Below are 12,915 nucleotides of genomic sequence, written 5' to 3' on the forward strand. Positions count from 1 at the left end.
CCCCAATATGATCAATAAACTAGTATTCTGCCTGTTATTACTTACAGCTACGACTGTATCGGGTCAATCCGTTTTTCAATCAGCAAAATGGATTGTACCCGGTTTTAAAGAAGATACATTACTCCGGCCCTGCCCGGTATACCTCAAAGATATTGAAGTACATCAAGGATTGCGCGCTGCAACCTTGTACCTCACTGCACATGGCCTTTACGAGGCCAGGATCAATTCAAAAAGAGTAGGAGATGCATACTTTACACCCGGGTACACGCGGTACGATAAACGATTGCAATTCCAGCAATATGATGTGAAGAAACTACTGAAAAAGGGGCCTAATGCGATTGCTGTAACTGTAGGAGAGGGATGGTACAGGGGCCGTTTTGGCGGTGCACTGGAACCTGATACCTATGGTAATGATGCGGGGCTTCTCTTTCAGCTGGAATTGACATATAATGACGGAAGAAAGGTAATTATTGTATCTGATAGCAGCTGGTTATGCACCACAGGGCCTATTCGTTATTCAGGACTATACGAAGGTGAATTGTATGATACCCGTTTAAAACCGGTTCTATCCGGGCCAGTGAAAACAGTAGATTTTCCCAAAGATATATTAATAGCCAGTACTGCGCCTCCTGTAAGAGAAAAGGAGCAGTTTCATCCCCTGAAAGTTTTGACAACTCCCAAAGGCGAGCAAGTCATTGATTTCGGTCAGAACCTGGCTGGCTGGGTTCGCTGCACATTGAAAGGCAGTGCGGGTGATACCATACGCCTGCATCATGCTGAGATCCTGGACAAGGAAGGTAATTTCTACACAGGCAACTTAAGAGAGGCCGCTGCGACTGATACCTATGTCCTGGATGGAAAGGGAAAGGCCAGCTTTCAACCTCATTTCACCTGGCATGGCTTCCGTTATGTAAAAGTAGAAGGCTGCAGGGTGAAGCCGGAGGATTTTACCGCCATTGCGCTTTATTCAGACCTTACACCTACAGGCTCCTTCTCTTCTTCCAATGCCATGCTGAACCAGTTATGTCACAACATTACCTGGAGTTTCAAAGGCAATGCACTCGACATTCCTACTGACTGTCCGCAGCGCAGTGAGCGCCTGGGCTGGACAGGCGATGCACAGGTGTTTTGCAGAACCGCCAGTTACCTCTTTGATGTGGATGCATTCTTTGCTAAATGGCTGCAGGATCTGGCTGCAGAGCAGGCTCCGAATGGTGCTATTCCCAGTGTGATCCCGGATGTGTATAAGAAGTATCGCAAAGATCCCCGTGGTGGTACAGCGGGATGGGCAGATGCTGCTACTATCATTCCCTGGACCCTGTATTGGGTGTATGGTGATACCGCGGTATTAAACAGGCAATATATGAGTATGAAGGCCTGGGTAGATTATATTAACAGTGTGAGTAAGGACGGTCTCTGGCAGGCCAATGGCTATGGCGACTGGCTGGCACCCGGCGACTCGACCTCTCTGCCTTATATCGACCAGTGCTACTGGGCCAATTCTACGCAGTTACTGATCAATACAGCCAGGGTGTTAGGTAAGTCAGACGATGTGGATAAGTACACCCGTTCCCTGCAGGAGATCAAATCTGCTTTCCTGAAAAATTATATCTCTCCCGAAGGTGAAGCAATTACCAATACACAGACTGCTTATGTACTGGCATTGCAATTTGACATGCTGCCAGTCAATATGAAAAAGAACGCGGCAGAGCGGCTGGCGACCCTGGTCATGAATAAGGGGAACCACCTGGCTACCGGTTTCCTGGGTACTCCATACCTGTTGCATGCACTGAGTGAAAACGGGTATACGGACCTGGCTTACAGAGTGCTGAACCAGGAGACTTGTCCATCCTGGCTGTACCCGGTAAAAATGGGTGCCACTACCATTTGGGAAAAATGGGATGCCATCCGGCCGGATAGCTCTGTACAGGCCATTTCCTACAATCACTACTCTTATGGTGCAGTGGGCGAATGGTTATACCGGGTCGTAGCGGGTATTGATGCTGCCAGTCCGGGCTATGAAAAGATCCTGATCCATCCGCATCCGGGAGGCGGACTTACCTGGGTGAATGCAAGTTATAATTGTGCCTATGGAAAGATCGTTTCCAATTGGAAAACAGACAATGGGAAGTTCACAATGCATGTGGAAATCCCTGCCGGCACCCGGGCCACGATTATGATTCCGGGTAAGGAGAGTGTGGAGGTGGCAGCAGGGATGTATGATTTTTAGTCCTGTGTGTCGAATTGTTTTTCTGTGAGCAGGAGTGTGAATGTGAGCAACACGATCATGGGTACGATCTGGTATCGTAATACAACCGGTGTGGCAAATACACTGAATCCAAAATTGATGATCAGGAAGGCCAGTGCCATGAGCAGGGCAATCAACAAGGGTTTGTTGGCTTGTCTTAGCTTTTTGTTGGTGAGGAAGAAGATGGCGCAGCCTGCAAAGAAGATATTCAGGGCCATGAAGAACAGGGGAAATATGAAGAAGACCTGGCCCTGGAATTCGATAGATGGGATCAGTGTGACTTCATTACTCTTCATATTGAACCATATTTTGGCAGGGTCCCATACTTCCCGCATCCCGATATTGTAGGAGCCGAATTTTTCCAGGTGAGGAATGAAGTAATTCTTCACATTCAGCCACATGTAGTAGCGTGCAAATTCAATGGGATAATGCCGGATGAGCCACTTACCATAGGCATTGTAAACAGGTGATACAGATCCCCATGCCTGGAATCCACCAGGCGCACCCCTAAGGGTAGCCCAGCCATGTGTACTTAGATAAGGTTTTAAAATAGCCGTAGGTACTTTGATGAAAAAGGTACCGGGCAGTTCTGCAAGGTCTGCTTCTGTAGGCGGCGTTTTTTTCCAGAACGCCCTTGCTTCCCTGTCCAGTTCTGCAGTGCCGGGAGGCAATTTGGTACTGTCTACATTAATATTTCCATACATATACAGGGCATTGTTTGCTATCTGCCAGCCACCGAATACAGAGAACTCGGCTGTACCTGTCAGCTTTTTAGTTTCCTGTTGTGTATACCAGATAAACGGAAAGATCAGCAACCAGGGGAGTACCATTCCAATGAGCTTCAGGGGCCATTTATAAGTTGCCAGTAAGATGGCACATATGCTCACGATGGGATAATAGATCGCCGTGTACCTGATCACAAATGCAGCCCCGATCAGGAGTGCCTGGAAGACCAGGTTTGACAATGTCGGCCTGCGATACATCCATAAGTATTGTGAAAAGAGGATGAGGCTGATGGAGCAAAAGATAGCATCGCTCAGTACACAATTGGCCAGCACCAGGAACATGGGGTTGAAGAACAAAAAGATGTACAGGATCAGTGCAAAGCGCCGTGGTAAACCATAGAGGTACAATACGGAGAAAAAGAAATAGAGGAAAGTCACCAAAAGTATCAGGTACTGTACATATACGAGGAATACGTGGGAGGAGGTAAACAGGTGAATAAAGGCAATGAATTTAGAGTATCCTATAGGCCATAGATTCACCTTCATGTGATACAGGTTCGTATCGATATAGCTGTAAGAATCAGAAATGAAATCCGGAAAAGGATAGAGTATTTTGAAAATGGTTAGCTGTATCAGTCCGGCGATAAATGCTACCAGTATGAATTTCCTGTTAGTACTGTTTTTAAATACGTACTGCAGGAAGGGGGATGAAGCTCCGTAAGCGTCCAAGTTTTTCGCAATAGTGGTCATGTTGTTAGAATAGTTTATTAGGTATGGATCATATTGAGGAAAACTAAAATTCTGAGGCGGTTAATGGGGTATGACTAAGATAACGAAAAAACTGACACTATAAAACTTTACTAAATCCCTGCGCTTTGCCGTCAGCAAAGCATAGGGATTTAGGTGTTTTTTAAAGGAAACTCAAATTGATACACTTTCGAATTTTTCTTTTAATATTTCCTGCAATGGCTTTCTCAGGATCCTGGATTCTGTCCATGCCGAAAAGTCAAAAAGCTGTAGCTGGTGTTTTTCATAAGGGTCTTGTCTGATTTGTTGGAACACTGCCTGCAGTTTTTTCCATAGGGCAATTCTATAAGCCATGACGGGAGATAGTTCGCCTGCGCTGAGGAATTTGATCATAGTGCGTTCCAGCAGGAATGCGCGTTTATTGTCCGGGCGCAGATAGCGCCTGAATGCCCGTGTTTCATAACGGATGTATTCATAGTTGCCCAGTTCATACTGTATGAGCAGGTGTACGAGTCTGAAGGTACGATAGAGGGGGAGGGTACTATACAGGCTACTTTGCTGGAGCACCTGGTCAAGTGCATAGTGTGCATTGTTGATATCCCCGTTGCCCAGGTAAACCAATGCTCTTGACAGGTAGATTTCTGCACGCTGTACTAAAGTGAGCAACTGTAAGTTCAATGAAGGTAGCAATTCCTGTTGCAGTGCCAGGGCGCGGTTGAACTCTCCACTATCGATGTGCACAGCGGGAGAATAGATGAACAGAAGTCGTACAATCATTGCACTGAAATAACCTGATGTCGCTTTAAAGCGTAATACTTTATCCAGGAAAAGAGATAGTTCCTTATACCTTTTTGCCGCGCGCAGGCTGTAGAGTATGCCTTCTATCACCATCAGCTGGTCGGCAGGTGCCTCATACAGGGGGGCCGATTCATAAAAGTATTGTAATGCAGTGGTGAATTCCCCGGCCAGTAAAAAGTAATGTGCCTGGAAGAGCAGGTGCAGCTTCTGATCTGTATTTACGAGTGCTTCTCTTGCTGCCATTTCATCCAGTACCTGTCTTTCTGCAGGTGTTCTCGCAGGTCCGCTGTACAACCATTGATAGCGCAGTTGTTCATACAGCGCCTGTTGTTCCTGGTAGTGATCTAACTGCCGGATGGTGGTAGAAATACCTGCCTGTTTTTCCTTCAATTCCATTTCATTGATCTCAGGAAAATTCAGGAGCTGCATTAATTGCATTTCCTGTTGTCTGCTCCAGAGTGAGAGAATCCATTGTGCTTTCATGTCTGCCTGTTCTGTCGTCTTTTGTAATTGTTTCATGGCATCTTCGTATAGAGATCTTTCAACCAGGATCTCTGCTTTCAGCATACCAGCTATCAATGGTTCACGTTGCAGGCGCATGTGCAGCAGGCAATCCAGCAATACCTTATACAAGTACTTGCCTGATACTTCGTAGCTACTCCCTGCATATTGTTGTTGAAATGCAGTTTTTGCAGCAGCGGGGCCGGAAAAAGAATGTCGGTCCAGCAGGTCGAATAGATTGACATAGTCTTTGTTCCCCTGTTGCATGGATGAATATAAACGGAAATACCTTTTTTCCGCTTTTGTCAGTGTACTAACAAGCCTGCCAAGCATATCAGCTTTAGCCATAGTTCAAGTTGTTTAAATGTTCAGGGCACTTTTAACGGTTGCTCAACGTGATTATAAGAGGGTAGATGATTTGTCTCTACAGCATCATAAACGTGATCAAGGTTGATTGTCGGAGACAAAATAAGTTAGATTTTTCTAAGGCAATAATAATGCAGTGTTCTTTGACATAGCATTGTCTGTATTGTATATACGTAAAACCTAATTTGATGCTGAAAATCAAATAGATGAGATAAGGAGGCAGCCGGTAAAACAAATTTTGGGAATATCCGAATGGCCTGAAAAATGGTATATTTTTTATCATACGGCTAACTATATTTGAATTGTTATTCAGTGTTCCCGTTAATTTATATGAGCGTTTGTAATTCAACCTTAATCTAAAAACAAAAAACTGTAGCCGAATCATAAGTCCAATTCAAGCATATCAAATAACCTTTAAAAATGTATTTAAACTAAAACGCTAAATCGTTTTACAATTTTCCACGTTTTTGTATTCACGGGTCAGGTTCGTGTTGTTCACCCTATCATACTCCACGTACAAACATTTAGCGCCAGGTGTAATCGATTACATCTTCTTTAAACATATTCTTATATGCATCTATCTGTACGGATTATCATCACGTGCCTGGTATTGTATGGCCATAACGTACACGCTCAGTCATTACGGAAGGATTCCCTGCCTCTCAGCGCCGACAGTATGCGCGTGGAAAGAGCGGTTCTTTATCCATTTAATAGCCTGCAACAGTTGCTCAAAGGCAATGCAGCCGGTGTTTATATCCAGGAGCCATCGGCCGAACCGGCATCGATGAGTAGCATTGTAATGCGCGGTACTGCTGTTCCATATACCAGTGCACGCAATAATTACGAAGCACAGCCCACCGTTATTTTAGATGGGATTCCGCTCATTGCCGATCATCCTTTTACATTCGATATTCAGGAGTTCCAGTACAATCATCTGGGGCCTGCTTCCAATGTTTACGCGGCTATCGATCCGAATAACATTGCGAGTATCGAAGTGCTCAAAGACTTCGGACAGGCAGCCATGTACGGGCCCCGCGCGGCGAATGGAGGCGTGATCCTGATTCATACAAAGGAACCTGTGATCGGTAAAAGAAAAATAAGTTTCAACACTTACTTTGGTATTGTACAGCGTCCACACCTGTTTACCACCAATGCCAAATTTGAAAACGATTTCAGGCAGGTTTTTTACGATAAATATGCAACTGAGGAGGAATCCCAGACCTATCCATTATACCTCCGGGATTCGACTAATAATGCCTATTACGGGCCTGCTAACTGGACGGACCTCTATTTTAAAAATGCCCCTGTCTATGGCATCAATGCCACCCTTTCCAGTGGAACAGACAGGGCAAACTTTCTCTTTGCTGCGGGCAACCAGCGCTCTGCGAATGCGGCAGACCGCAGCCGTGCAGATCGCTACAATGCCATGTTCAAGATCAATATGGTGCCGCTCAAAGGCTTTACTGTAAGCGCTATGCTCAGTGCCACCCGCCTGGAAAGAAAACGCAACCGCTGGCTGCGCGACCGCTTTGCGGAAATGCAATACCTGCCGGATCTGAGTAGTCCATTGCCCCCCAACAAAGCATTCTATGGTCAGTATCTGAAAGAATGGGACAAGTCATTCGATGATAATAAAACCAACGAAGTAAACGGCTACTTCTCCATCAACCTCAGGATCTCTGACAGCTGGCAGTTGACCTCCCTCTCAGGATTTGATTACAACGAAGGGCTACGTGATGTATTCTATCCCAGTACGCTGCTGGAAACGGTGAACTACCTCTCCAATTACTTCGGATATAATCAACGTGTGTTTGTGAACAACACGGTCCAGTTTCAGCACCAGTGGGGTAAGCACGGTGTGAAGGTGGAAGCGGGGGAGAACTTTCAGGCAGACTTTAACAGGTATAATTATGCCTATGCATATAAGGGGCCGAATGACCTGATCAGGGTAAACCTGTTGTATTCTGATAATACAAAGACGAATTACCTGTCGCCCAAGTCTTTTAACCATGCATTGATGTTCACCTTCCTGGACAAACAAAGACATCGCCTGCTGTCATTCTATGGCCGCATGGCTTATCAATACGATAACCGTTTTGACTTTTCCCTCATGATGAGAGCCGATGGCTCTTCCAGCGCGCAGCCGGACAACTGGTGGTTCTATTCACCCACCTTTACTGCCGGATGGCGACTGAGTACCACATCCAGGCTTCACGCCAGCTGGGGAAGGGTAGGCCGGTTGATGCCGGACGACCGCTTTGGTGAAGGGCCACAGTATACCTCCGACCTTTCATTCAGCAATAACCCTGTTCGCTTTTCATACAATGGGTTTCCGGGCATCAGCCGTGCCTATTCTTCCGGTTATATCGGCTATGGCATTCGCTGGCCGTTCACCGACCAGCTGGACATTGGATGGAACACTACCTTACTGCATGACAGGGTCAATCTCGCCATCGATGTGTACCACAAAATGGACCACAACATGCTGCTGGAAGTACCTTTCTCTGCTGAATATGGCTATGCCTACCAGTTTAAAAACGGGATGAAAGTGCGCAACATGGGCGTAGACCTGAGCGCCAATGCGATCATCGCTACTAAAACCATCACCTGGCAGCCCGGTATCAACCTGAATTACAACCGCAATACCCTCATGGCATTGCCCGGTGGATTGCAGCAACTGGTAGTTGCTGACGGAACCCGCCTGCTGAAAGTGGGTAACAGCATTGATCAGTTCTGGGTTCTGGAGAACAATGGGATCTATAACAGGGACTCGGATATTCCCTCCAGCCATGCCAGCGGCAAACCATTGAACTATAAAGGAATTCCCCTGCAGGCCGGTGACCCGAAATGGGTAGATCAGAATAATGACGGCGTGATCGATGATAAGGATAAGGTGCTGAAAGGACATATCCTTCCGGTCATCTCAGGTGGCTTCAACAACGACATCAGCTGGAAAGGCCTGACCCTGGGTGTGAACTTTTACTTCACTGCTTTCAGAAAAGTGATGAATGCTGAAATGGCGAATCATTTTGACTTTGTAAACAGGGAGGGTAAAATAGACATGAGTGCTGTAAAAGAAATCACCTTCTGGACCAAGGCAGGTAACTATGATAAATATCCACGTTATAATCCATGGAGTACTGTTGATCCCTATCGCACAGACCAGGATCTCTTTCTTGAAAACGGTGCATTCCTGAAACTGCGCACACTGTCACTCAGCTATGATCTGACAACTGCCAGGTGGTGGCACAAAAAAAGTCCGGTCCATAACCTGGCAGTGTATGCTACTGCCAGCAACCTGTTTACCCTCACTCCCTATACAGGTGGAGATCCTGAACTGGTGGACTATAGCGGATTCGATACCGGCTATGCGCTTCCCTTCACTAAAACCTACACCATCGGCATAAAAATGGATTTGTAATGAAACGACTATTCTTACTGTTACTCCTGCTCGTGTTCTGTAGTGTCAGTTGTAAAAAACTACTGGATATAGATTCCACGCATGCTGTTTCTGAAGAAAACTTCTGGAACTCTCACGAAGATACCCGCACTGCCCTAATTGGTGTGTATGGTTTACTCCGCGCAGCAATGGCGGACAATGATGCCTGGTGGATGTATGGAGAACTGCGCATGGGCGATTTTCAATCTGTGCAGCGACAGGACCTGAAAGCCATTGTAAAAGGCAATCTCAGGGCTGCATACCCATTGTTGCAGACGCTGTCCAACTGGCGGCGTTTTTATGCGGTGATCAATGCCGCCAATATGTTCATGGAACATGTAGGCGAAGTACGTGAACGTGATCCTAAGTATTCCGAACAGAATATGAAAGTGGATATCGCACAGATGCGTTTTATGCGGGCATATACTTATTTCTTTCTGGTATCCGTATGGGGCGATGTGCCATTGATCACCTCCTCGCACGATGGTGAATTTGAAAATAAAGCGAGAGATGACAAGGCGACTGTTCTGGCCTTTGTAGAAAAGGAATTACTGGCGGCAGCACCGGATCTGCCTTATAAATATAGTACAGATGATCCCCAGCAACTGGGACAATACTACAATGAAACCAGCACCCGCTGGGCAGGTGTATTGGCCCGTAAGCTGACCGCTTATGCTATTCTGGCACATGTAGCCGCCTACCAGGGCAAGTATGTAGATGCTTCTGTATATGGCCAGTTTGTACTGGACAATTACTCCAAAGGTGGCAGCTACTATGTAGGTACGGACGAACTGGTGAGGGGCACCGGCTTCTTCCACTGGAAACAGGATAACCACATCCTCGGTTTCAATTTCGACTGGGGCCATGTAGATGCGACCTTCTCCGGTCACCTGGAAGAACTTACACTCGCCAGCCCCGTTGTAAACAAGGCATTGCCTGATATCTACATACCCAGAGATACGATTCTCTCCGTATTCGACCAACCACTGGATGAGCGTTTCAGCCTGGATACCCTGACAGGTATACCTACCTCTGAGCGCTACTTTACCAGCTTCAATACCCAGATCCCCATCTTCAATAAGGTAAAGGTGATCCAGGATGGTAATACTTCCGATCCTTCCTTCAGGATTTACTCCAGTACCATCATCATTACCCGTCTTGAAAACATCACCCTGCTGCAGGCAGAAGCTTTGGCTGTAATAGGTCAGCAACAGAATGCCATTGACCTGTTGAATACAATCCGGGATCTGCGGAGGATAAAACGCTACGATGTAAATGTGGAAGGTGACCTGATCGATGCCATCTTCAGGGAACGCCGGAAGGAACTGATGGGAGAGGGCTGGCGCTGGTTTGACCTGATTCGTTACAACAAAATCAAACAAAACGATCCTGCATTTATGGCGCTCATCAACAGCGGAGGTATTTATTGGCCGGTAGCTGATGAAGTCATGACACAAAATCCATTGATCACACAAAATCCTTACTGGCAATGAGTAAATACACTTTGTTTTTTCTGCTGCTCGCCTTCGCTGCCTGTAAAAAGGATAAAGGATATTATGACTACACCAATGAGCTGAAGAAGTATGACGGCAATACCTACGACTTTTTGCATAGTCAGCAGCAATATGATTCTTTCCTGCTGGCAGTAGATCGTGTAGGTTTAACCGATAGTCTCAGGTCTGGCCGCTATACGGTGTTCGCTCCATCGGATGCCAGTTTCATCCAGGCGATCGACAATATGAATACCCTGCGTGCGATCCAGGGACGTGGCCCTATCTATATCAGTTCCCTACCGCTGGAACAGCTGGATACCCTGGTATGCCGCTATGTAGTAAGAGATACAGTGTCTGCAGGCCGCATGCAGTTGCAGGATGGCCTGGACCTGCCAGCCATCCGTTATGGCTATCCTATGCACGGGAAGTTCAGTCGTACCGATGCGGAGGGGCATGTAAACGGCGGCCCGGGCATCATCACCTACAGCGATACCAAGGGCGTGATCTATACTGATCGCTGGTCCAATGCAACAACGGTAGCAATTGATATCGTAACTGACAATGGGCTGGTGAATGTGCTGGACAAGAATCACCAGTTTGGCTTCGATGAATTCATAGGGCGTATGAACCCAACTACGTCTACCCCCTGGAATGATTATCCCTTCTATATCCCGGGTGTGATAGCCCTGGAGCAGTACAACAGGGGTGGTAACAAAGTAGCTTATCTTGACTTCTCTATCGATAATAAAGGCGGTCAGTACCGTCCTGCAGAAAATGTGGATATCGCTTCCGGCGAAGACGGTTTCAAGATCGGCTGGACCGAAACCGATGAATGGATGGACTATAGTGTGGATGTGACTGAAACCGGCAGTTATAAAATGCAGTTACGCTATGGCTCTGGTGGTGATAATGGCAAGTTACACCTGTTATTGGATGGAACTACCGTGACAGGCAGTGCGATGACCACTAAATCCACCGGGGGCTATAGCACTTATACAGACATTTATGTAAGTGGCGTAATGCTGAAAGCAGGTAAACACCTCATGCGGCTCTACTTCGATTTCGCACTCTATGATTTACGTTTTATCAAATTGCTGCCTGAGGGTCGCCCTTTACCAATACCTGGTGTGATCACACTGGAGGACTATGACCCGGGAGGTGAGGGAGTAGGCTACCACGATGTGACGAAAGAAAACTCCGGTGGCAAATACAGACCTGACGAAAGCGTGGATATCGACTATTCCAGGAACTCCGGTGGCGGATACCAGGTAGGCTGGACAGACACGGGTGAGTGGATGAACTACACGGTAGATGTGAAACAAACAGGCTACTACATTGCCTCTACATTATTAGGCAGCCCGAACGACGGGCGCAAATTCCACATAGAATTCGATGGTGTGGATGTGACAGGTTCTGTCACCGTACCCAATACAACAGACTATCACAAGCGCCAGAACGCCAACGTCACCGTCTATCTCACCAAAGGCATACATGTGATGCGCTTCTTTGAAGAAACCGGTGGTTATGATGTAAAGTCCGTCACTTTCAGACCCTTGAATTAATGCACATGAAACGACTGATATTAATATTACTCTTATTCATTTCCTGCCGCAAATGGGCACCGGATGACCTGGATTATCTAAGTAGCCGGGCTGTGTATAATCAGACCGTATTTGCACCTGTAATGGGCAGAACTACCTTATATTCCCAGATCTTCAACACTGATAACTCAAGTACGCCGATCCAGTTTAAGATTCTGAACGTTCGCCTGAAGAAAACGGGTGAAGCTTCTACCGACCTGGATCAGACTGTGGAAGCACTGGTCTGGAAACAAGCCTATACGGGATATGAGACCTCGCTCGAAGAGATCAATGCCAAGCGGGTGATAGAGACACATCCTATCTGGGAGATCAGGCCTACATCCGGCGATTTTGTCTGCTGGTCCAACACAGGGCTGCGTGCACAACCTGATTCCGGCTACCTCTTCGATGTGGAAGCGACGAATTCCGGCGGAAAAAATGTATACAAGGATCTCAACCTGATGCCATTTAGGGAACAGCCTTATGCACCTTATGAATACGATCCAATCACCGGCAGGCAAAAGGCAACCTACCCGAATACGAACGACTCATCCATCTTCGTATTGCAATATAATCACCCCGGAATCAGCGGCATTACCAACGATGACAATAACCTGGACCTTAAATCAGACAGCGTACGCGTATTGTTTAACAAAACGGGCAACGGGCATAGCGTCACCTTCAAATTTATGGATAAGGATTCCCTGCCAATAGATCCTGCTATGTTTAACCTCACACCCTGGGACAGTCTGATGCATGGATTTGATATAACGCGCACGGCTACAGGGGTGACTTACCAGGTGGCTTATCCGATTCCGCTCATGCGCTTCAAGACCCGGTTTACCAATGGAGATGGCTCGCAGGCATACGTCAAATTCAGCTTTACAAGAGTGGGCTTTGGGAATATCCGGCAGACAGGCAGCATGGATCTCTCCTTCAACATCTACCAGGAAGGAGACTGGGAAATCATCTTCTATTTCAGGAACAACCCCCGGTTCAGGGACGAATAAACAAAGAA

7 protein-coding genes are annotated in these 12,915 nt (G+C 46.7%); 5 read left to right on the forward strand and 2 right to left on the reverse strand.

Annotated features, from left to right (window positions below; genetic code table 11):
* Positions 1 to 7: 7 nt before the first annotated feature.
* Positions 8 to 2,230, forward strand: a complete 2,223-nt coding sequence (locus DXN04_RS01680; RefSeq protein WP_116851570.1) for an alpha-L-rhamnosidase — start codon at positions 8 to 10, stop codon at positions 2,228 to 2,230.
* Here the strand turns inward: DXN04_RS01680 and DXN04_RS01685 are convergent.
* Together DXN04_RS01685 and DXN04_RS01690 are read right to left on the reverse strand one after the other, a co-directional pair.
* Positions 2,227 to 3,723, reverse strand: a complete 1,497-nt coding sequence (locus tag DXN04_RS01685) for a hypothetical protein (protein ID WP_116851571.1) — start codon at positions 3,721 to 3,723, stop codon at positions 2,227 to 2,229. The genes DXN04_RS01680 and DXN04_RS01685 overlap by 4 nt on opposite strands.
* Before the next feature lie 171 nt (positions 3,724 to 3,894).
* Entirely contained in the window at positions 3,895 to 5,367 is a 1,473-nt protein-coding gene (locus tag DXN04_RS01690; RefSeq protein ID WP_116851572.1) for a hypothetical protein, read from the reverse strand.
* A gap of 589 nt (positions 5,368 to 5,956) precedes the next feature.
* On the opposite strand from DXN04_RS01690, the gene DXN04_RS01695 reads away from it, so the two are divergent.
* From DXN04_RS01695 to DXN04_RS01710, 4 genes are read left to right on the forward strand one after another with little or no spacing between them, the layout of a single operon-like run.
* Positions 5,957 to 8,806: a SusC/RagA family TonB-linked outer membrane protein gene (locus DXN04_RS01695; RefSeq protein WP_116851573.1), complete on the forward strand. Its 2,850-nt coding sequence runs from the start codon at positions 5,957 to 5,959 to the stop codon at positions 8,804 to 8,806.
* Complete coding sequence (locus tag DXN04_RS01700; protein WP_116851574.1) at positions 8,806 to 10,317, forward strand: RagB/SusD family nutrient uptake outer membrane protein; 1,512 nt, start codon at positions 8,806 to 8,808, stop codon at positions 10,315 to 10,317. The genes DXN04_RS01695 and DXN04_RS01700 overlap by 1 nt, the downstream gene beginning before the upstream one ends.
* Positions 10,314 to 11,879 carry a carbohydrate-binding protein gene (locus DXN04_RS01705; protein WP_116851575.1) on the forward strand — a complete coding sequence of 522 codons (1,566 nt, stop codon included), beginning with the start codon at positions 10,314 to 10,316 and terminating at the stop codon, positions 11,877 to 11,879. The genes DXN04_RS01700 and DXN04_RS01705 overlap by 4 nt, the downstream gene beginning before the upstream one ends.
* 5 nt (positions 11,880 to 11,884) lie before the next feature.
* Entirely contained in the window at positions 11,885 to 12,907 is a 1,023-nt protein-coding gene (locus DXN04_RS01710) for a DUF5007 domain-containing protein (RefSeq protein ID WP_158568798.1), read from the forward strand.
* Positions 12,908 to 12,915: the final 8 nt, after the last annotated feature.

The organism is Chitinophaga silvisoli, from assembly GCF_003412465.1.
Taxonomy (GTDB): domain Bacteria; phylum Bacteroidota; class Bacteroidia; order Chitinophagales; family Chitinophagaceae; genus Chitinophaga; species Chitinophaga silvisoli.

Bases quoted from the DNA above. Each gene is read 5' to 3' on its own strand.
- DXN04_RS01680 (WP_116851570.1), top strand. From the start codon at position 8: ATGATCAATAAACTAGTATTCTGCCTGTTATTACTTACAGCTACGACT.
- DXN04_RS01685 (WP_116851571.1), bottom strand. From the start codon at position 3,723: ATGACCACTATTGCGAAAAACTTGGACGCTTACGGAGCTTCATCCCCC.
- DXN04_RS01690 (WP_116851572.1), bottom strand. From the start codon at position 5,367: ATGGCTAAAGCTGATATGCTTGGCAGGCTTGTTAGTACACTGACAAAA.
- DXN04_RS01695 (WP_116851573.1), top strand. From the start codon at position 5,957: ATGCATCTATCTGTACGGATTATCATCACGTGCCTGGTATTGTATGGC.
- DXN04_RS01700 (WP_116851574.1), top strand. From the start codon at position 8,806: ATGAAACGACTATTCTTACTGTTACTCCTGCTCGTGTTCTGTAGTGTC.
- DXN04_RS01705 (WP_116851575.1), top strand. From the start codon at position 10,314: ATGAGTAAATACACTTTGTTTTTTCTGCTGCTCGCCTTCGCTGCCTGT.
- DXN04_RS01710 (WP_158568798.1), top strand. From the start codon at position 11,885: ATGAAACGACTGATATTAATATTACTCTTATTCATTTCCTGCCGCAAA.